Genomic DNA, 20,959 nt, shown 5'->3' on the forward strand with positions numbered 1-20,959 from the left:
AAAAACAGGATATTGATTCTCGATAAGTGAGAAGCTAGTTTTCATTCACCGAGAGCTGGGTAAGCGGTCAATCGGCCGGAGTATTCGACTCGAACTCGGTACACGGGCGGGCCTCTCGCCCGATCACGATCGGCTGACCGATGGGGGTCAGCTCAGAAAGGACCGTCGTGAGACCGAAGAGAACAGCCGCCGTCCTGATAGCGGTGGCGTTACTCGCCACCGCCGGGTGCTCAGGCCGTAGTGGCAGCGCAACCGAGAACTCCTCCTCCGGCGACACCGTGGTCGCCGACTTCGGCGACCTGACCGGGGTCTGCGGCGACGGTGACGCCTCGGGCTCGCCCACCCAGGGGGTTACCGACAGCGAGATCACCGCGGGCGTCTTCACCGATGTCGGCTACTCCAAGAACCCCGAATTCGTCGACGCCGCGAAAGTCTTCACCTCCTGGTGCAACGCGGCCGGCGGTATCAACGGCCGCACCATCACCACCGAAACCCACGACTCGAAGGTGATGGCCGTCCGCCAGAAGATGGTGGAAGCCTGCCGCACCGATTTCGCGCTGGTCGGCGGGGGCGCCGGACTGGACGGCCTCGGCGTGAAGGAACGGCTGGAATGCACCCTGCCGGACTTTCCCGCGCAGATCTCCCAGCAGCCCAACCTGGGCACCGACCTGCAGGTGATCGCCTCGCCGAGTACCTTCGCCCACTACGACCCGTACAACGCCTCCCGGCAGTGGCTCACCAAAGAGGCCTATCCGCAGTCGGCCGGTGCGATCGGGATCATCAACGGCGACTCCCCGGTGACCAAGGTCCTCGGCGACAAGGCCGTCGAATCGCTGAACGCGATGGGCGCGAAGGTCGTCTACAACCAGCTGTATCCGGTGGGCGGGGTGACCGACTGGACGCCCTACGCCCAGGCCATCAAGAACAGCGGCGTGCGTGGCCTCATATTCATCGGCGAGGACGGTCCGCTGGCCAAACTCGAGGAGAAACTGACCTCGATGGATTACAAGCTGGATTGGATCGACCCCACCAACAACGCGTTCCGGCCCGACTACGTCGAGCTGCTGGGCCGCTCGGCGAGCTTCCAGAACAATGTGGTGGATCTCGGTGGCGTGGTTCCGCCGCAGCTGGCCGATCAGTCGCCGGCGATGCAGCAGTTGCAGAAGCTGTACGAGAAGTACGCGCCGGACGCGGTGATCAGCCTGCCCGCTATCCGCGCGTTCTCGGCCTGGCTGCTGTTCGCGAAGGCCGCGAAGGCCTGCGGATCCGAACTCACCCGGACCTGTGTGGTGGACAATGCGAAGAAGGAGACGGAGTGGAGCGGCGGTGGGCTGCACAGCCCGAACGACCTGTCCGCCGCGGATCCGGCACCGAAGTGCTTCAACGTTATGCAGGCAACGCCCGAGGGCTGGAAGGCGCCCGAATTCGGCGCCGACGACGGACTGTTCCGCTGCGGCACCCCGCCCTACCGGTACACCGGTAACTACGGCGAGCCGATGACACTGGCCGATGTCGGCAAGACCATGGCGGACGTCAAGTAACCGATCATGGACCAATTCCTCGCCTTCGGGATCGTCGGGCTGAGCACCGCCGCCGTCTACGCCGTGATCGGCAGCGGACTGGTGCTCACCCATACGACCACCGGAATATTCAACTTCGCGCACGGCGCCGCGGGCATGATGGCTGCCTTCTCCTACTGGCAGCTCACCGCCGGCTGGGGGGTACCGATGCCGATCGCGCTGGCGATCGTGCTGCTGGTGCTGGCGCCCCTGTCCGGCCTGCTCGTCGAACGGGCGCTGCGGGCCGTGCAAGGGCTGGGTGACGCGGAAAAACTGGTGATGACGGTCGCTCTGCTGAGCGGCCTCATCGCCACCGCGCGCTGGATCTGGGATCCGATGGAAGCCCGGACGCTGCCCAGCTTCTTCGCCGATATCGATCCGATCCGGTTGGGCAGCGCCACCATCACCTGGCATCAGGCCTTGACCATGCTGGTGGCGATCGCGGTCGCGGTGGGTCTGCGGGTGCTGCTGTTCAACACCCGTACGGGTGCGGAGATGCGGGCCACCGTCGACGACCGGGCGCTGGCCGGGCTCACCGGGGCGGATCCGATCCGTGCCAACCGGGTCGCCTGGATCCTCGGTATCGAATTGGCCGCGGTGGGTGGCATTCTCATCGCGCCCACCGTATCGCTGGACGCGGCCACGCTCTCCCTGTTGATCGTCAGCGCCTACACCGCGGCGATCTTCGGCAGGCTGCGCAGCCTGCCGATGACCTTCCTCGGCGCGGTCGTGGTGGGTCTGACGGAGAGCTACCTCACCGGGTATCTGCCGCAGAACGAATACCTGCCGGGTCTGCGGCTCGCGGCACCGGCCCTGCTGTTGTTCGCGGCGCTGCTGCTGTTCCCGCACGGCAGGTTGCGCGGCCGCGACCGCAAACTCAGTCCGGTGCCGACCCCGTCACGCGGTGGCGCGGTGTTCTTCGCCGGGGTGATCGTGATCCTCGGATTGATGGTCGCCACGACACTCGGCGAGAGCGATCTGATCGCCTACGGGCCGATGTTCGCCTTCGGCGTCATCGCGCTGTCGTTCGTACCGCTGTCCGGGTACGCCGGACAGATCTCGCTGTGCCAGCTGAGCATGGCGGGTATCGGTGCCATCGCCTATGGGCAACTGGCACCTGACGGCGAACTGTGGGGTCTGCTCGCAGCCGTGCTGATCGCGGCGCTCGCCGGAGCTCTGATCGCGCTACCCGCGTTGCGTCTCTCGGGTGTGTACCTGGCCTTGGGAACCGCTGCTTTCGCGGTGGTGCTCGACCGGTGGATCTTCACCCTGCCCTCCTTCGAGATAGCGGGGGTGGAGATTTCGTTCTTCGATCAGGGATCGGTCGAGTTGTACGGGCCGAATCTGTTCGGACTGAAGCTGGATGACGTCCAGGGCATCACCATCTTCGCGGCGGTCTGCCTGGCCCTCGCCACCCTCGGTGTCGCGGCGCTGCGGCGCGGGCGATTCGGCCGCCGGCTCATCGCGCTGCGCGACAGCGAAGCCGCCTACGCCACGCTCGGTGGGAACCTGTTGCGTGCCAAGGTGGCGGTGTTCGCGCTGAGTGCCGGTCTGGCCGGGCTCGGCGGCGCGCTGTACGGAATGCAGATGGGATCGGTCAGCCCCGAACAGTTCAATTTCGTGGCCGGTCTGCCGATCTTCCTGGTGGCGGTGTTCGCCGGACTCGGTGCCCTGGGCAACGGACTGTTCGTGGGTGTCGCGCTCTACGGGCCGATGCTGGCGATACCGGTGCTGTTCCCGTCCACCGAGAATCTGATCCAGGTCATCCCGGCGCTGGCCGGTATCGCCTTCGGCGGCGGTGTGGTGAGCCACGGTGCGGTCGCCCGGATCCGGGAAGGGTTCGAGCCGGCGATCCGCAACCGGCTGGCTCTGGCACTGATGGCCGGTCTCCCGGTGGTGCTGTGGCTGCTGCGGCTGGCCGACATCATCGACGGCTGGATGCTGTTCTGGGGCTCGGCGATCGCCGTGTACGCAGTGCGGATATGGGCGAACAACCGCGAACAACGCGCGGCGGCGGGCGAACCCGATGTGCCAGTCGAATGGTGGGGCGTCAAACGGCCCTGGCGGCCGGCGGACAAGGAGGTGCTCGATCATGCCATCGCTGCTGGACGTTAGCGATATCACGGTCACCTTCGGCGGCCGCCGCGCACTCGACGGCGCCGGGTTACGGGCCGAAGCGGGCGAGGTGACCGGACTCATCGGGCCCAACGGGGCCGGGAAGAGCACCCTGTTCGACGTGATCTGCGGGTTGCGGCGGCCGGTCGGCGGACGGGTCCGGCTGGCCGGCCGCGATATCACCCGGCTCGATCCGTCGCGGCGGGCCCGGCGCGGAATGGCACGGACCTTCCAGCGGCTCGAGCTCTTCGGACGCCTATCGGTCCGGGACAACCTGCTGGTGGCGGCCGAACTCGGGCCGCGCCGCCGGCACGCCGGCAAGGTCGCCGACGAGATCATCGACCGGCTGGGCCTCGGGGAACGAGCCGGGGATCTGGCCGACGCGTTGCCCACCGGGCTGGCCCGGCTGGTCGAAGTGGGGCGCGCCCTGGCGGTTCGGCCCACCCTGCTGCTGCTCGACGAACCCGCCGCCGGCCAGGACAGCGCGGAAACGGATCGCTTCGCCGAACTGTTGCGTTCGGTCGCCGCGGACGGTACCGCGGTGGTGCTGGTCGAACACGATATGGGTCTGGTGATGAGCGTCTGCGATCAGGTCTATGTCCTCGACCTGGGCAGTGTGATCGCCAGCGGGCCACCCGAGGTGATCCGCCGCGACGAACAGGTCCTGGCGGCCTATTTGGGGGACTCATGACCGCATTACTGGAACTGAGCGGTATTCGCGCCGCCTATGACGCGATCACCGTGCTGCACGGCGTCGATCTGAGTGTGCGGGCCGGTGAGGTGGTCGCGCTGCTCGGTCCCAACGGTGCCGGGAAAACCACCACGTTGAAGGTGGCGGCCGGGGTACATCCGGTGGCGGACGGGGATCTACGGCTCGGCGGACGCATCGTCAACGGGGTCGACCCGCGTGATCTCGCCCGCGCCGGTGTCTGCCTGATCCCGGAGGGCCGGGGAATCTTCCCCAATCTCACGGTGCGCGACAACCTGCTGATGATGTCGTTCACCGGGCGTCCAGTGGCGCAGATCGAGGATATCGCCTTCGCGCGGTTCCCGATTCTGGCCCAGCGCGCCGGACAGACCGCGGGCACCCTGTCCGGCGGCGAGCAGCAGATGCTGGCGCTGGCCCGCGGCCTGGCCACCGACCCGGCCGTATTGCTGCTGGACGAGTTGTCCATGGGGCTGGCCCCGCGCGTGGTGGAGCGGCTCTACGAACAGGTCGCCGAAATCGCCCGCCAGGGTGTCGCGGTGCTGATCGTCGAACAATTCGCCGCCGCGGTACTCGATATCGCCGATACCGCCGCGGTGCTGGTGCGCGGCCGCGTCGAACACCAGGGCCCACCCGATCTCGGGCTCCGCAACCAATTGGCCACTCTCTATCTAGGAAGTTCCTCATGACCGAATCCACTCGCGCGGACCGTTTCGTCCAGGAGCTCGCGGAACTGAAGATCCCCGACCCCGCCGCCGGACGCGGCGGCCTGTGGCTGCGGGTCGGTGTCGCGTTGCTGGTCCTGGGCCCGGTGGTCATCGTTTTGGGCTATCTGATGTCCAACAACACCTCCGACGCACTGGTACAGCGCGATTCGATCATCATCGCGCTGGCCGGTGTGGCGCTGAGCATCGTGGGCGCGGCGCTGTTCCTGCGGTACTCGCTGACCGGCGTGCTGCGGTACTGGATGGCGCGGCAGTCCTATGACCTGGCCCAGCTCGCCGGGAACCTGCCCGGTGCCGCCGAGAAGGAGTTCGGCGAGGTCGGTGTTCCGCAGCGGTGAACCGCTCGAAGGTGGCAGCGGTGAACCGCTCGAAGGTGGCAGCGGTGAACCGCTCGATATGACACAGCGGTGGACCGCTCGACACCAGAGTGGTCCACCGCCCAGCCGCGTGCGGCGGCGATGACGAGAGGAGTTGATGTGCCCGACGGTATGAGTTTCGAGCTGAGCGAGGATCAGCGGCTGATCCGGGATTCGGTGGCCGAACTGGCCCGTAAGTTCGACGACCAGTACTGGATGGAGAAAGACCGGGATCACGAATTCCCCACCGAGTTCTATCGCGCCATCGCCGACGGCGGCTGGCTGGGCATCTGTATTCCCGAGGAATACGGCGGGCACGGGCTCGGTATCACCGAGGCCTCGATCCTGGCCGAACAGGTATCGCGCTCCGGCGGCGGGATGAACGCCGCCACCGCGATCCACCTGTCCCTCTTCGGTATGCAGCCGGTGATCGTGCACGGTTCGGAGGAACTGAAGCAGCGCACCCTGCCGCGGGTCGCCCGCGGGGATCTGCACGTATGTTTCGGTGTCACCGAACCGGGCGCAGGCCTGGACACCAGCCGGATCACCACCTTCGCCCGCCGCGACGGCGACCACTATGTGGTCAACGGCCGCAAGGTGTGGATATCCAAAGCGCTGGAGTCGGAGAAGATCCTGCTGCTCACGCGTACCCAGAAGTACGACGAGGTCGAGAAGAAGACCAGCGGTATGACGCTGTTCCTGACCGACCTCGATCGCGACCATGTCGATATCCGGCCCATCCCGAAGATGGGCCGTAACGCGGTGTCGTCGAACGAGCTGTTCATCGACGATCTGCGGATCCCGGTGGAAGACCGGGTCGGGGAGGAGGGGCGCGGATTCGAGTACCTGCTCGACGGCCTGAACCCCGAACGGATGTTGATCGCGGCCGAAGCACTCGGGATCGGCCGGGTCGCACTGGATCGCGCGGTGCGCTACGCGAACGAGCGTGAGGTTTTCGGGCGGCCGATCGGTAAGAATCAGGGAATCCAGTTCCCGCTCGCCGATTCGCTGGCCCGGTTGGACGCGGCCGAATTGGTGCTGCGTAAAGCGACCTGGTTGTACGACCAGGGCAAGCCCTGCGGCCGGGAGGCCAATACCGCCAAATATCTGTGCGCGGAAGCCGGTTTCGAGGCCGCCGACCGGGCAATGCAGACGCACGGCGGTATGGGGTATTCGGAGGAGTATCACATCTCCCGGTATTTCCGGGAGTCACGGGTGATGCGGATCGCGCCGATCAGTCAGGAAATGATCCTCAATTATCTGGGGTCGCATGTGTTGGGAATGCCGAGGAGTTACTGATGGCAGCGAATAACGGACTATTCGATCTGACCGGCCGCACGGCGCTGGTCACCGGTGCGGCGGGCGGTATCGGCTCGGCCGTGGCCCGGGCACTGGCCGCGCAGGGCGCGGCGGTGCTGGTCACCGACCTCGACGGGGACGCGGCGGCGGCCGTCGCCGAGAAGATCACCGCGGACGGGGGCACGGCCCGCGCCTGCGCGCTGAATGTCGCGGACCCGGATTCCGCGGTGGCGGCGGCGGAGCAGGCGGCCGAATTGGGTGGCGGGACAATACATATCGTGGTGAACAATGCCGGGATCACGGCTCCCGCGATGTTCCCGAAGACCACCCCGGAATCCATGCGCAAGATTTTCGACGTGCATGTGCTGGGAACATTCAATTGCAGTCAGGCCGCGTTGCCGTATCTGGCGACCGACGGCACCGGCCGCATCATCAATGTCACCTCGTCCGCCGGGCTCACCGGGACATTGGGTCAGATCAACTATTCCGCCGCCAAGGCCGGGATCATCGGTATCACCAAATCGCTGGCCCGTGAACTCGCCCGCAAGAATATTCTGGTGAACGCGCTGGCCCCGCTGGCCGCGACCCCGATGACCGAAACCATCCGCACCGACGAGAAGTTCGCCGAGCAGATGCTCAACCGGATCCCGCTGCGCCGCTGGGCCGAACCCGACGAGGTGGCGGGGGCCTTCTGCTTCCTCGCCTCGGACGCCGCGTCCTTCGTGACGGGACAGGTGCTGCCGGTCGACGGCGGCATGGTCATCTGATGACGGCGGCCGGTCCGCTGGCGGGGGTGCTGGTGGTGGCGCTGGAACAGGCGGTTTCCGCGCCCATGTGCACCCGCACCCTCGCCGATTTCGGAGCCCGGGTGATCAAGGTGGAGAACCCGGTGGGCGGTGATTTCGCCCGGCACTACGACGATGTGGTGGCCGGGCAGGCCGCCCATTTCGTCTGGGTGAACCGCGGCAAGGAATCGGTGACACTGGATCTGAAGTCCGAACGCGGTATCCAGATTCTGCACGAGCTGCTCGCCCGTGCCGACGCCCTGGTATCGAATCTGGCACCGGGCGCCACCGCGCGCCTCGGCTTGACTCCCGCCGAACTCGCCGAACGCTATCCGCGGCTGATCGCACTGGAAATCGACGGATTCGGTGCCGGCGGGCCGCTCTCGCACAAACGTGCATACGACCTGCTGGTTCAGGCCGAATCCGGGGTGTGCGCGGTGACCGGCCGGGAAGGTGAACCGGCCAAGCCGGGCCCCGCGGTGGCGGATGTGACCACGGGACTGTATGCGGCACTGTCGATCCTGGCGACCCTGTGCGGCCGCTACCGGGAAACCGGACCGGCCGGTGGTGCGATCAGTCTGAGCCTGTTCGACACCATGGCCGAGATGATGGGCTACCACCTGAACTACACCCGCCATTCGGGTGTCGAACAGCAGCCGCTCGGGATGAGCTCGCCCGCGGTCGCCCCGTACGGGGCCTACGCCACCGGTGACGGTCAGACCGTGGTGCTGGGCACCACCAACGACCGCGAATGGCAGCGGCTGGCCCGGGATATCCTCGGCCGGCCCGAGCTGGCCGAGGAGGCCCGGTTCCGGACGAACTCCGATCGGGTACGCCACCGCGGTGACCTGGACGAGGCGATCGGTTCCTGGTGTGCCGGGCATACGCTGGCCGAAGTCCAGAAGGCCGCCGACGACGCCGGTATCGGGAACTCGCGCTACAACACCACCACCGATGTCATCGGCCATCCGCAGTTGTCGGCCCGGGATCGCTGGCGCGAGATCGACAGTCCCGGTGGCCCGATACCGGCGCTGTTGCCACCGGCCGTGGTCACCGGTTTCGAACCTCCGATGGGAGCGGTTCCGGGCCTCGGCGAACATACCGACGCGGTCCTGCGTGAACTGGGCCGGACCGCGGCGGAGATCGCCGATCTGCGGGCGGCGGCGGTGATCGGTCCCGCATACGGGGCCGGATCGGCCGATCGGAGCCGGTCGTGAACGCCGCGGCCGATGGGACGCCGGCGGAACTGCTGGTCGCCGACCACGACGGCGTCCGGACCGTCACGCTCAACCGCCCACACCGCAAGAACGCGATGACCTGGACGATGTGGCGCGATCTGGCGGATGTCCTGCGCGATACCGGTATGGACCGGTCGGTGCGGGCGCTGATCCTCACCGGCGCCGGTGGCGCGTTCTGTTCCGGCGCCGATATATCGGTACCCGATGCCCGGCATCCGATGGACAAGTTGCGGATCTTCACGGATCTGGCGCTGCAACTACACGAACTGCCGACACCCACTGTGGCCAAGGTGACCGGGGTGGCGGTCGGTGCGGGCTGGAACCTGGCGCTGGGCTGCGATCTGGTGGTGGCCACCCCGGACGCGACGTTCGCGCAGATCTTCGCCCGGCGGGGTCTGTCGCTGGACCTCGGTGGTTCCTGGCTGTTACCGAAACTGATCGGATTGCAGCAGGCCAAACGGCTGGCGCTGCTGGCCGAGACCGTGGACGCGGCGCGCGCCGAAGCGCTCGGGCTGGTCACCTGGGTCGTGGCCGGCGACGAGATCGATGGGTTCACCGATGATCTCGCGGCCCGGCTGGCGGCGGGGCCGCCGGTGGCGACGGCGCAAACCAAGGCGCTGCTCAACGAGGGTGCCGACGCGACGCTGCGTGAGGCGCTGGCGGGCGAGGCCCGCGCGCAAGGTGTCAATTTCGCGACCGCCGACGCTCCGGAGGCCTACGCGGCCTTTGCCGAGAAACGCGCACCGCGGTTCACCGGTGCCTGGTCGCTGCCGCCGGCCGGCGCGCGGCCGGCGGACAACCGTCCGGACCCGAACAACACCACCGGGAACAGCCGAAATGGTTGAGTCTCGACCGGGAGCCGGGCGATCGGGAGATGCTACGGCGGGTAATGGCCGAGATATGGAGAAACGGAGGCCCGGATGCGGGATGTAGTGATCGCCGGCGCGGTGCGCACACCGGTCGGTAAACGGAAGGGCGGGTTGTCCGCGATACATGCCGCGGACCTGTCCGCGGTGGTGCTGCGCGCGCTGGCCGAACGCACCGGGGTGAATCCCGCGCTCATCGACGACGTCGTCTGGGGATGCGTCTCCCAGGTCGGCGACCAGTCGAGCAATATCGGCCGGTACGCCGTGCTGGCCGCGGGCTGGCCGGAGTCCATCCCGGGCACCACCGTGAACCGGGCCTGCGGGTCGAGTCAGCAGGCGCTGGACTTCGCCGCGCAGGCAGTGATGTCCGGGCAGCAGGACGTGGTGGTGGCCGGTGGGGTCGAGGTGATGAGCCGGGTTCCGCTCGGTTCCGCCCGGGCCACCGGACAGCCCTACGGTCCGGCGGTTCTCGACAGGTACGACGATTTCTCCTTCAACCAGGGAATTTCGGCCGAACTCATCGCCCAGAAGTGGGGTTTCACCCGCACTGTTCTCGACGAATACTCGGCGCGATCACACGAACTGGCCGCCGCGGCTCAGGACAGCGGGGCCTTCGCCGATCAGATCGTCGAAGTCACGGCACCGGCCGGTGAATTCACCGAGGGCGGTGTCGTCACAGCGGACGAGGGCATCCGCCGCGGCACCAGCGCGGAGAAACTGGCCGGCTTGAAACCGGCCTTCCAGGAGGACGGCGTCATCCACGCCGGTAATTCCTCCCAGATCTCCGACGGTGCCGCCGCGCTGCTGATCACCACGGCCGAACTCGCCGCCCAGCTGGGATTGCGCCCGCTCGCGCGCTACCGGGCCGGGGCCGTGACCGGTGCCGATCCCGTGCTCATGCTCACCGGGCCAATCCCGGCCACGGAGAAGGTGCTGCGCAAGGCGGGTCTGGCGCTGTCCGATATCGGGGTTTTCGAGGTGAACGAGGCATTCGCGCCGGTTCCGCTGGCCTGGCTCGCCGAAACCGGGGCCGACCCGGCCCTGCTGAACCCACTGGGCGGTGCCATCGCGCTCGGGCACCCGCTGGGTGGGTCGGGTGCCGTGCTGATGACCCGGATGATCCACCACATGCGCGACAACGGCATTCGCTACGGCCTGCAAACCATGTGCGAAGGCGGCGGTACCGCCAATGCCACTGTCGTCGAACTCATTTCATAGGAAGAATATGCGTCGCGATCTGTTCACCCCCGACCACGAAGCGTTCCGGGATCTGGCCCGGGAGTTCATCGAGAAAGAAATCGTCCCCAACTATCCCGAATGGGAGAAGCAGGGACAGATGCCGCGTGAGGTGTTCCGGCAACTCGGCGGACTCGGGTTGCTCGGTACCGCCATCCCCGAGGAATACGGTGGGATGGGGACGCGGGATTACCGGTACAACGTGGTGCTGCAGGAGGAAGCGCAGCGCGCGCTGGTCACCCTCAGCACGGTCCGGACGCAGCTGGATGTGATCCTGCCGTACTTCCTCGAATACGCGGACCGGGATCAGCGGGCCCGCTGGTTCCCCGGTCTCGCCGACGGGAGCCTGCTCACGGCCGTGGCCATGACCGAGCCGGGCACCGGATCGGATCTGGCGGGGATCCGCACCACCGCTGTGCGCGACGGCGACCACTACGTGCTGAACGGCGCGAAAACCTTCATCACCGGTGGGTTGCTCGCCGATCTGGTGGTCGTGGTGGCCCGGACCGGCACCGACCCCGATAACCGCCGGGCCGGGCTGACCCTGCTCGTGGTCGAAGGTGGAATGCCCGGTTTCACCCGGGGCCGGGTACTGGAGAAAATGGGCTGCAAGGTCCAGGACACGGTGGAGCTGTCGTTCGACGATGTCCGGGTCCCGGTGGCCAACCGCCTGGGGGAGGAGGGCGCCGCCTTCGGCTATCTGGGCCACAACCTGCCGCAGGAACGGATGGCGGTGGCGGTGGGGTCGGTGGCTCAGGCCCGGGCCGCTGTCTCGGCCACGATCGACTATGTCAAGGAGCGCAAGGCTTTCGGGACACCGGTGGCATCGTTCCAGAACACCAAATTCGAGCTCGCCGCCATGTCCGCGGAGGTCGAGGCGGGGCAGACCATGGTGGACCGGGCGGTACTGGACCTGGTGGACGGGCAGCTCTCGGGGGCGGACGCGGCCCGGGTGAAACTGTTCGCCACCGAGACCCAGGCCCGGGTGGTGGACCGCTGCCTGCAACTGTTCGGCGGCTACGGCTACATGATGGAATACCCGATCGCCCGGCTGTACACCGACGCCCGCGTGGCCCGCATCTACGCCGGCACCAGCGAGGTTATGAAAGTTATCATTGCCAAAGACCTCGGTTTGTGATGTATAGCACAGTAGATATTTCGTTGAGATCTGCATCACAACTCGGCGTTCGAACTTACTGTTTCAGCAGTTGGTTTATCGAACGGAGTACCCGGTGATCGGTTCCTGGGATGGGCGCGATGCGGCTGATTGCCTACTGGACTCCGAATGCGCGGTGGGGGCGGGCCTACATCCGGTAGACATCGTCCGCGCGCACGCCCGCCGCCGTCCCCTGCGGCACCGGCTGGCGATCGTCGCGCCGAACACCGTGGACGCGGTGCAGTACGCGGGCGGGTTCATCTTCGACCGGATGATGGCCGGTTGGGAAGTGGTCGCCGTGCTCACCGAACACGACGACGTCCGGCCCCTGGCGATACTCGGCGCCACCGTGCTGGACCTGAACACCGCGATGGCCTCCCCGGTACACGACACCTGGCCGGAAAGTGTGCTGCTCGCACCGGATGTGTTCGTCTCGAACGAGTGGGTTCGCGAAGGAACCCTCAACTCCCTGGACAAAGGGCTGGCCGAATTCGCGGTCTGGGGCGACGACCTGCCGGAGGAGCTCGCCCGCCGGGTGGCGTCCGTACATCACCGGCTGAGTTCGGCGGCACGGGCGTTCAAACGGTGCGCGCTCGCCGCGGCGAATATCCCGGAGCGGCCGGACGAAGACCTCGAGACCTTCCACGGCGGCGAGGTTCTCCTGGCGGACCTGCGGGGTCGCCAGGACCTCATCCGGGCGGTCTGATCCGCCGACCGGTCGCCTGCCGCCGCACCGGGGCGCGATGCGACCGGGCAGGCATCCACTGCTAGCTTCGGCGTGAACGGCTCGGCGGCAGGTCGAGGGTATGGATCGGACGGAAACCTGAACGATGTCGACAGCGCTGATCAACGGTATCCAGTTGAGTTACCAGGTGTCCGGGACCGGGCCGCTGGTGCTGCTGATCATGGGCAGCGGCAATCCGGGCCGGGTGTGGCGGACGTATCAGGTGCCCGCTCTGGTGAGCGCCGGATTCCGTGTCGCGACGTTCGACAATCGCGGAATCGCTCCCGCCGAGGAGAGTTCCGGCGAGATCACGCTCGCGGATCTGGTGGCCGATACCGCCGGGTTGATCGAATATCTGGGTGCGCCCGCGCATATCGTGGGCACGTCGCTGGGCGCGCTGGTGGCGCAGGAGCTGACTCTTGCCCGTCCGGACCTTGTCGATCATGCGGCCATGCTGGCCACGGCGGGTCGCCCGCATCCCATGCTGCTCGCGATCAATGCCGGTCGCGCGGCGCTCCACGACACGGGCAGCCGACTCCCGGCCCAGTACAGCGCGGCCGCCGAAGCGGCGCTGCACCTGTCACCGCGCACCTTGGAAGACCCCGAACAGGCCCGGCAATGGCTCGACACATTCGAATTCGCGGCGTCCGTGCCGACGACCCCCGGCGTACGAGCGCAGCTGGGCATCGACTACTCCCTCGATCGACTCGCCGACTATACGCAGATCACCCGGCCCAGCCTGGTGATCGGCTTCTCCGATGATCAGCTCGCGCCTCCGCTGTTTTGCCGCGAGGTTGCGGAAGCGATTCCCGGCGCCCGTTACGTCGAAATAGACGGGTGTGGCCATCTGGGTCACCTCGAACGTCCCGAAGAAGTCAATCGGGTGCTCATCGAATTCCTGACCGGCGGGTGAATTCCGGATGAGCAGTCTCGATCTATTCCCATTGTTGGTGATCATGTAACACGCCGGTCGATCGGCTCAATTACAGTCACCGACGTGCAATCGCCTGACGACGTGCCGCTACAACCGCCGAACCGGGTCTGGTTGCAAGGTCTGGAAGAACGAATTCCCGGTATCACCGATGAGGTCGCGCTGAAAGATAGCCGATCGGCATTGACATACGGGCAACTCGATAACTGGGTCGACCGGATATGCCTGGAATTGATCGAATCCGGTGTCACCGAATCGGATTCGGTCGCGGTGGTTGCGCCGCCGCGGCGCACCCCCGCTACGACCGCGGCGATGCTCGCTATTTGGCGTCTCGGTGCGGTGTATGTGCCGTTGGCCGCGGACCAGCCACGCGAACGCACGGCGGCTGCCCTCGCGGTCTGCCCCGTCCGGGTAGCCTTGCTGGACCCCGAGGCTACGAGACCCGAGTTACCCGGCGATATCGTCACCGTCACCGTTCCCCCGCCCGGGGCCGCGGTGCCGAACCGCCCGGCATACCCGTCCGTCGGGCTGGACAGTCTCGCCTATGTCATCTTCACCTCAGGGTCCTCGGGCACCCCGAAGGGGGTGGCGGTGCCGCATCGTGGCATCCTCGCCATGGCCGATGCCACCGCCCACGCTCTGGACCTGCGGCCCGGCTCACGCATGCTGCAATTCGCGCCCGCATCGTTCGATGCCTCGCTCGCGGAGATCACCTCGGCGCTCGGTGCGGGCGCGACGGCGGTCTTCGCCGGGCACGATCAGCTGACCGACGGCCTCGCGATCGCCGAAACGATCGTCGCGCAGCGGATCACCCACGCCATCATGGTGCCGTCCGTGCTCGCGGCGATTCCCGAGCATCGGATGCCGGCTGGGCTGAGCCTCATCATCGCCGGCGAAGCGGCGAATCCGGCAGTCGTCGACGAATGGACGGTCCGGCACCGCCTGGTCAATTCCTATGGGCCGACCGAAACCACTGTCTGTGCCACCATCAGTGACCCGCTGGGCGAACCCGGGCAGCCGCTCGCCATCGGGCGCGCCATCGCCGGCACCACGTTGCGGATCGTCGGCGAGGACGGTGCCCCGGCGGAGCCCGGTACAGCAGGGGAACTGTGGATCGGTGGACTCGGCGTGGCACGCGGTTACCTCGGAATGCCGCAGGAAACCGCAGACACATTCGTGGCCGACCCGGTGACCGGTGACCGGTTCTACCGCTCCGGGGATCTCGTCCGGCAATTGCCCGACGGCCAGCTCGGATTCCTCGGGCGGATGGACCGGCGGATCAAATTGCGCGGCCGCCGCATCGAACCGGCCGATATCGAAACCACCGCGCTTCGTCTTCGCGGGGTACGTCAGTCCGCCGTAATCGCGACCGATACACAGCTCATCTGCTGTGTCGTGGCCGACGAGGGGATCGGCGCGGGCGATATCCGTGGTTTTCTCGTCGAACATCTGCCCGGTTATCTCGTGCCGGACCGGGTGGAGATCATCACCGAAATGCCGCGGACACCACACGGCAAGACCGACTTCGCCGCAGTGGCGGAACTGATCGGGACCCCGGGTTCGGCGCGCCCGGCCGCGGAGCCGGCGACCCCCACCGAACGGGTGCTCTGTGGGCTCTTCGCGGAGATCCTGACTCTGTCCGAGTATCACGCGGCCGACAGTTTCTTCGACCTCGGCGGCGAATCCATGGAAGCGGCGCGGCTCACCCGGAGTATTCGCCGGACATTCGGCGTGGAGATGACGATGCGGATGCTGCTCGATGCACCGTCTCCCGCACAATTGGCCCCGCTGCTGCCGATTCCTGATCCGGATCTGGTGAGCGGCGCGTGACCACGACTTTCCCAGCGACGGGCCGCGGCGATACACGGTCCTGGGATCTCACCGAGCCGGCCACGCATATGCGGCCCGAACTGGCGAAATTCTGGCGTGACCGCCGGCAGCGGACGCCGATCTTCCGGCACGAGGATTCCTCCACACATCCCGGATTCTGGGTCGTCTGCGCCCACGACCCGGCCGTGCGGATCTATCGCGACAGCAAACGGTTCACCTCGCAGCGCGGCAATGTCCTGCTCACCCTGCTCGCCGGCCGCGACAATGCCGCAGGGAAAATGCTGGCGGTGACCGACCCGCCGCGGCACGACAGAATGCGCCGGCTGATGACCCCGGCGCTCACCCGGGAAGCAGTGTTCTCACTGGCGACTCGAATTCGTGAACGCACGGCGCGACTACTGTCCGAGTGGGCGAATTCGGGTGAATTCGATTTCGCCACCGAGATCGCCTCCCGCATTCCCATTTGGACCATCTGCGATCTGCTGGGCATTCCGGATAGTGAACACGATCTGCTGGTATCGCTGACCAAACAAGCGCTGAGCTCCGACGATGCCGAGCAGTCCGCAGTCTCGGCGGTGGCCGCGCGCCAGGAGATACTGCTCTGCCTGCTCGACCAGGTACAAGCCCAGCGGCGGCGTCCGGCCGACGGACTGATCACTCGCTTGATCGGTTCGGAGTTCGAGGAAGCGCCGCTGACCGACGATCAGATCGTCACCAACTGTTACAGCATTGTTCTGGGCGGCGACGAGACGAGCCGGCTGACCATGATCAATGCGGTACACGCGTTCGCGGAAGATCCCGCTCTGTGGCGACGATTCGGCGAGGTGGACGATCTCGGCACCGCCGTCGAGGAGATCATCCGGTGTTTCGCCCCCACAATGCATTTCGGCCGCATCGCGACTACCGATCTCGATATCGACGGCGTGCACATTACGGCGGGAGATATCGTCACGATGTGGAACATTTCCGCCAATCGGGACGAGAAACGGTTCGAGGATCCGGATACGGTGTGCTTCGACCGCAAGCCCAACCCTCATCTGGCCTTCGGTTACGGCCCGCATTTCTGCATCGGTGCGCCGCTGGCCCGCTTGGAGATTGCCATTGTGCTCGATGAACTGCGCCGCATGACGCCGGCAATCGTGGCGACAGGCACCCCACAACCCTTGTATTCGAATTTCCTGCACGGGTATGCCACCCTGCCGGTCGCGTTCGGACAACCATGAACACCGAGGCGGAACATATGAATCCATCCGATACCGAGCGCTACCGGATCGGTAGCGATCCGAGCCCGGTGTCGGAAGCAGCCGCACCGCTGGACGAATTCATCGCCGAAATGCGCGCCGAAACACCGCGTATCGCCGGCTTCCCGGCAAACCTCGACTTCGGTTTCAGCAGATTCGCCGGTCTGCTCGATATCTTCGCAACCAATGTCGGTGATCCCGATAGCGAAGACAAGGCCGGCGTCGGCGTCAAAGCGATGGAACAGGCCGTGGTGGAGTTCATCGCCCGGCTTGCCAACGGCGACCCGGACCATACCTACGGATATGTGACCGGGGGTGGTTCCGAAGCGAATCAGTTCGGTCTCGACCGCGGATGCGAACTGTTGCCGGAGGCCCGGATCTATTGCAGCCGGGCGACTCACTACTCGGTCGCCAAGAGCGCACGACTGATGCGCAAGGAACTCGTCGTCGTCGACTGCGACGCGCAGGGGCGCATCGATACCGACGCGCTGGCCGGCGCCTGCGCGGCCGATACCGGACGCGGAGCGGTCGTCGTCGCGAATATCGGTACCACCATGACCGGCGCTGTCGACGATATCGACGCGATCATCGCGGCGGCGTCCACGGCGGGCCGGGTGTACGTGCACCTCGACGGCGCGCTGAGCGGGCTCATCCTTCCGTTCACACCCATGCGGGAGTCATGGGGATTCATCCGCCCGGAGGTCGGGAGCGTCACGGTGTGCATGCACAAGGCGCTCGGCATGCCGCTGCCCAGCGCGCTCGCGCTCTGTCGCTCGGAACTGGTGACTTCGCAGGTGGCGGGTGAGTATATCGGCGCGGCCGACGCGACTCTCGCCGGCTGCCGAAGTGGCCTGGCCGTCGCGCTGATCTGGCATGCTCTGGCCCGTCGCGGCACGACCGGTTTGGCGAGCATCGCACAGAACTCCCTCGCCATGGCCGAGCACGCGGAACGGAGGTTGGCCGAAGCGGGGATGCGCCCCACCCGGAACCCCTCGTCGATCATGGTCAATTTCGACCGGCCCGCCGAATGGATCTGCCGGAAATATCATCTGGCCACCGTCGGGGAGCGGGCCCGTATCGTCACCGTATCCCATATCCGTGACGAGGTGATCGATGAATTGTGCCGAGACCTGACTGCGAGTCGGTCCGTGATTACGGGGCTGATCCCGCAGAGTCATTGAGCACGAGCAATCGGCTCGGCACCGGCTCCCACCGGCCGGTTTTCGAGCACGCCAACTCATAGCGGGTCATGCACCCATATCGAGCAGGACTTTGCCGACCGCGCGACTTCTCGAAGTGCCGCGGCAGCCTGCTCCGATAACCGAGCGATCGGTGGTGACAGTGATCCTCTACTGTCGATTGTCCGGATACCCGATGCCGAGGCGCCGCGCCCTCGGATCGACAGTGGAGGTGGTCGTGGAATTCGGGGTTTCGACCTTTGTGACCGATGACGGGATCGGCCCGGCCGTGCTCGGGCGGGCGCTGGAGCAACGCGGACTGGGCTCGCTATTCCTGGCCGAGCATTCGCATATCCCGGTGGAGCGGACGTCCCCGTGGCCCGGTGGCGGCGAACTGCCACGCCACTACTACCGGACCTTCGACCCGTTCATCGCGCTGGCCGCGGCCGCCGCGGTCACCGAGCGACTGCGCGTCGGCACCGGTATCGCGCTTGTCGTTCAGCGCGACCCGATTCACCTGGCCAAAGAGGTCGCGACCCTCGACCGGATATCGAACGGGCGGGCCGTTCTCGGTGTGGGCGCCGGCTGGAATCGCGAGGAGATGCGCAACCACGGCACCGACCCGAAAACCCGGATGCGGTTGCTGCGCGAACGAGTCCTGGCGATGAAGGCCCTCTGGACCCAGGACGAGGCGGAATTCCACGGCGAGTTCGTCGATTTCGACCCGGTGTTCTCCTACCCCAAACCGGTCCGCACCCCCCATCCGCCGGTGCTGGTCGGCGGCTCCGGCCTCACCACATTCGACCGTGTCCTGGACTTCGGCGACGGCTGGATGCCGCTCTACGGCCGCGACACCGATGATCTGCCGGACCGGATCAGCGAGCTGCGCGGGCGCGCGGACCGGCCTGTACCGGTCACGATGTTCGGTGTTCCCCCGAAACCGGATATCGTCGCCGAACTGGCGGCGGCCGGAGTGGACGAGGTCCTGTTCAACCTACCCACCGAACCCGAAACCGAGAGCCTGCGCCATCTGGACCGCCTGGCCGATCTCATCTGATCACCGGCCCGTCATATCCCGGGGCATCCTTCGGCCACGTTCCGCAGGAGGACAGTCGACACAGGCACGAGCCTCATTCAGACCGCGGCTCACGAATACGAGGGCCTGTACTGTCTGGTCGACAGGCCTATCGGTGGTCATGGGTTCAGATCGAGCAGGATTTTGCCGACCGCGCGGCCGTCCGCGACTTCCCGAAGTGCGCTGGTCGCCTGTTCGAGGGGGAATACAGCGCCGATATGCGGGGATACGCGGCCGGAGATGAGGAGCTCGGTGAGCTCTTTCTCGTTTCGGTCGAACTCGTCCGGGTCGATGTCCCGGAATTGGAAACCGAGGATCTGCAAACCTTTCACCAGCACCAGATTCAGTGGGATGCGGGGGACGGTTCCGGAGGCGTAGCCGATGGTGACGAAACGCCCGCCGCGGCCCAGCGAGCGCAGGGCGGGTTCGGACAGGTCGCCGCCGACCGGGTCGAGCACCGCGGCGGCGCCGGCGGGTACGGCGTCGCGGAGTTTTTCGCGGAGCGCGCCGTCACGGTGGTCGATCAGATGGGTCGCGCCGTAAGAGTGGGCGGTGGCCAGTTTCGCCGCCGAGGAGGCCACCGCCATCACCTCCGCGCCGAGGGCGACCGCCAACTGCACTGCCGCCAGCCCGACCCCGCCGCCGGCGCCGAGCACGATCACGGTTTCGCCCGGGCGAACCCGGGCCACCGAGCGCAGTGAGTGGTACGCGGTGCGGTAGGCGACGCCGAATGCCGCCGCGGTGTGGTCGTCCACGCCGTCCGGGATAGCCGTGAGATTCGCGGCGGAGGAGAGGATCTGGTCGGCGAAGGCGCCGTAGAGGCCGGTTCCGGTGACGCGGTCACCCACCGTCCAGCCTTCGCATCCGGGGCCCAGCTCGACTATTTCACCAGCGAATTCGCTGCCGGGCACGAACGGCGGTGGCACGCTGATCTGGTATTTCCCGGCGATCAACAGCACATCCGGGAAGTTCACGGCGGCGGTGTGCACCCGTACCCGCGCCTGCCCCTCCGCAGGCGCGGGTACGGGTTGCTGCTCGATCCGCAGAACGTCCGGTGTGCCGTATTCCGGGCACACCACCGCGCGGACAGTGGTCACTTTCCCTGCCAGACCGGGGCGCGCTTCTCCATGAACGCCATGGCGCCCTCTTTGGCGTCCGCGCTGGCGAAGACCACGCCCTGCCAGTGCCGCAGGCGTTCGGCCGCCTTCCCCGGGTCGGTGACCGACAGCCGGACGAGTTCTTTACAGGCGGCGACACCCAGCGGACCGTTGGCGGCGATACGTTCGGCGAAGCCGAGGGCGGTGTCGAGTACCTGATCCGCAGCCGTCACCGCATTGAACAGACCGATCTCGTAACCTCGTGCCGCGTCGAAGAATTCGCCGGTCAGGGTGAGTTGCAGGGCGATGCCGAGGGGAATCCGCTCGGCGATATAGGTGCCGCCGCCTCCGGGGAACAGCCCGCGCTGGACCTCGGGGAGCCCGAATTTCGCGGTATCGGCGGCGACGATCAGATCGCAGCCGAGCAGCAGTTCCAGGCCGCCGCCGACAGCGGTGCCGTTGGCGGCGCCGATCACCGGGACCTCCACCGCGCCCCGGGTGAGCCGCTGGAACGCCCGGTTCTCCGGGGTATCGCCGAATCCGACGTCTTCGCCGCCGGAGAAAGCGCGCAGGTCCATTCCGGAGCAGAAGGCACGGTCGCCGGCCGCGGTGAGGACCAGTGCGCGGATCTGCGGGTCCTGTTCGGCCGCCAGTACGGTCGCGCCGATCCCGGCGATCAGATTGCCGTTGAGGGCATTGCGGGCCTGTGGGCGGTTCAGGGTGAGGATCGTGACCGCACCACGGGTTTCCACCAGGAATTCTTCTTCGCTCATGCTGTGTCGATCGGTCACGAACGAGGGCCCTCCGTGGTTACGCTCCGCTGCCGCCTCCGGGCCTGACTC

19 protein-coding genes are annotated in these 20,959 nt (G+C 66.7%); 17 read left to right on the forward strand and 2 right to left on the reverse strand.

Annotated features, from left to right (window positions below; genetic code table 11):
* The first annotated feature begins 167 nt into the window (after positions 1–167).
* The 17 genes from ABZ827_RS14135 (at position 168) to ABZ827_RS14215 (ending at position 19,002) form a co-directional block, all read left to right on the forward strand.
* Positions 168–1,541, forward strand: a complete 1,374-nt coding sequence (locus tag ABZ827_RS14135; RefSeq protein ID WP_357236939.1) for an ABC transporter substrate-binding protein — start codon at positions 168–170, stop codon at positions 1,539–1,541.
* A gap of 6 nt (positions 1,542–1,547) precedes the next feature.
* On the forward strand, positions 1,548–3,674 hold the full coding sequence (locus ABZ827_RS14140; RefSeq protein ID WP_357236941.1) for an ABC transporter permease: 2,127 nt from the start codon (positions 1,548–1,550) through the stop codon (positions 3,672–3,674).
* Positions 3,652–4,365, forward strand: coding sequence for an ABC transporter ATP-binding protein (locus ABZ827_RS14145; protein ID WP_357236943.1), 714 nt, complete (start codon positions 3,652–3,654; stop codon positions 4,363–4,365). Before ABZ827_RS14140 ends, ABZ827_RS14145 begins: the two co-directional genes overlap by 23 nt.
* On the forward strand, positions 4,362–5,069 hold the full coding sequence (locus ABZ827_RS14150) for an ABC transporter ATP-binding protein (protein ID WP_357236944.1): 708 nt from the start codon (positions 4,362–4,364) through the stop codon (positions 5,067–5,069). The genes ABZ827_RS14145 and ABZ827_RS14150 overlap by 4 nt, the downstream gene beginning before the upstream one ends.
* Entirely contained in the window at positions 5,066–5,443 is a 378-nt protein-coding gene (locus ABZ827_RS14155) for a hypothetical protein (RefSeq protein WP_357236945.1), read from the forward strand. Before ABZ827_RS14150 ends, ABZ827_RS14155 begins: the two co-directional genes overlap by 4 nt.
* Before the next feature lie 150 nt (positions 5,444–5,593).
* Complete coding sequence (locus ABZ827_RS14160) at positions 5,594–6,760, forward strand: acyl-CoA dehydrogenase family protein (protein WP_357237419.1); 1,167 nt, start codon at positions 5,594–5,596, stop codon at positions 6,758–6,760.
* Complete coding sequence (locus ABZ827_RS14165; RefSeq protein ID WP_357236947.1) at positions 6,760–7,527, forward strand: SDR family NAD(P)-dependent oxidoreductase; 768 nt, start codon at positions 6,760–6,762, stop codon at positions 7,525–7,527. Before ABZ827_RS14160 ends, ABZ827_RS14165 begins: the two co-directional genes overlap by 1 nt.
* Entirely contained in the window at positions 7,527–8,762 is a 1,236-nt protein-coding gene (locus ABZ827_RS14170; protein ID WP_357236949.1) for a CaiB/BaiF CoA-transferase family protein, read from the forward strand. Before ABZ827_RS14165 ends, ABZ827_RS14170 begins: the two co-directional genes overlap by 1 nt.
* Positions 8,759–9,628, forward strand: a complete 870-nt coding sequence (locus tag ABZ827_RS14175; RefSeq protein ID WP_357236951.1) for an enoyl-CoA hydratase-related protein — start codon at positions 8,759–8,761, stop codon at positions 9,626–9,628. The genes ABZ827_RS14170 and ABZ827_RS14175 overlap by 4 nt, the downstream gene beginning before the upstream one ends.
* 75 nt (positions 9,629–9,703) lie before the next feature.
* On the forward strand, positions 9,704–10,867 hold the full coding sequence (locus ABZ827_RS14180; protein WP_357236953.1) for a thiolase family protein: 1,164 nt from the start codon (positions 9,704–9,706) through the stop codon (positions 10,865–10,867).
* Positions 10,868–10,874: 7 nt separating this feature from the next.
* Complete coding sequence (locus ABZ827_RS14185; protein WP_357236955.1) at positions 10,875–12,023, forward strand: acyl-CoA dehydrogenase family protein; 1,149 nt, start codon at positions 10,875–10,877, stop codon at positions 12,021–12,023.
* A gap of 70 nt (positions 12,024–12,093) precedes the next feature.
* Entirely contained in the window at positions 12,094–12,747 is a 654-nt protein-coding gene (locus tag ABZ827_RS14190) for a hypothetical protein (RefSeq protein WP_357236957.1), read from the forward strand.
* Positions 12,748–12,871: 124 nt separating this feature from the next.
* Positions 12,872–13,678 carry an alpha/beta hydrolase gene (locus tag ABZ827_RS14195; RefSeq protein ID WP_357236959.1) on the forward strand — a complete coding sequence of 269 codons (807 nt, stop codon included), beginning with the start codon at positions 12,872–12,874 and terminating at the stop codon, positions 13,676–13,678.
* An 84-nt stretch (positions 13,679–13,762) separates the two neighbouring features.
* Positions 13,763–15,526 (forward strand): non-ribosomal peptide synthetase, encoded by a 1,764-nt coding sequence (locus ABZ827_RS14200; RefSeq protein WP_357236960.1) that lies wholly within the window; start codon positions 13,763–13,765, stop codon positions 15,524–15,526.
* Positions 15,523–16,749, forward strand: a complete 1,227-nt coding sequence (locus tag ABZ827_RS14205; protein WP_357236962.1) for a cytochrome P450 — start codon at positions 15,523–15,525, stop codon at positions 16,747–16,749. Before ABZ827_RS14200 ends, ABZ827_RS14205 begins: the two co-directional genes overlap by 4 nt.
* Positions 16,750–16,766: 17 nt before the next feature.
* A complete protein-coding gene (locus ABZ827_RS14210) occupies positions 16,767–17,948 on the forward strand; it encodes an aminotransferase class I/II-fold pyridoxal phosphate-dependent enzyme (protein ID WP_357236964.1) in 1,182 nt (393 codons plus the stop codon).
* Between the two features lie 235 nt (positions 17,949–18,183).
* Positions 18,184–19,002 carry an LLM class F420-dependent oxidoreductase gene (locus ABZ827_RS14215; RefSeq protein WP_357237420.1) on the forward strand — a complete coding sequence of 273 codons (819 nt, stop codon included), beginning with the start codon at positions 18,184–18,186 and terminating at the stop codon, positions 19,000–19,002.
* Between the two features lie 137 nt (positions 19,003–19,139).
* On the opposite strand, the gene ABZ827_RS14220 is transcribed toward ABZ827_RS14215, so the two are convergent.
* Together ABZ827_RS14220 and ABZ827_RS14225 are read right to left on the reverse strand one after the other, a co-directional pair.
* A complete protein-coding gene (locus tag ABZ827_RS14220) occupies positions 19,140–20,117 on the reverse strand; it encodes an NADPH:quinone oxidoreductase family protein (RefSeq protein ID WP_357236966.1) in 978 nt (325 codons plus the stop codon).
* Positions 20,114–20,890 (reverse strand): enoyl-CoA hydratase-related protein, encoded by a 777-nt coding sequence (locus ABZ827_RS14225; RefSeq protein ID WP_357236968.1) that lies wholly within the window; start codon positions 20,888–20,890, stop codon positions 20,114–20,116. The genes ABZ827_RS14220 and ABZ827_RS14225 overlap by 4 nt, the downstream gene beginning before the upstream one ends.
* Positions 20,891–20,959 lie beyond the last annotated feature (69 nt).

The sequence above is a fragment of the Nocardia sp. NPDC019395 genome, assembly GCF_040632335.1.
Classification (GTDB): Bacteria; Actinomycetota; Actinomycetes; order Mycobacteriales; family Mycobacteriaceae; genus Nocardia.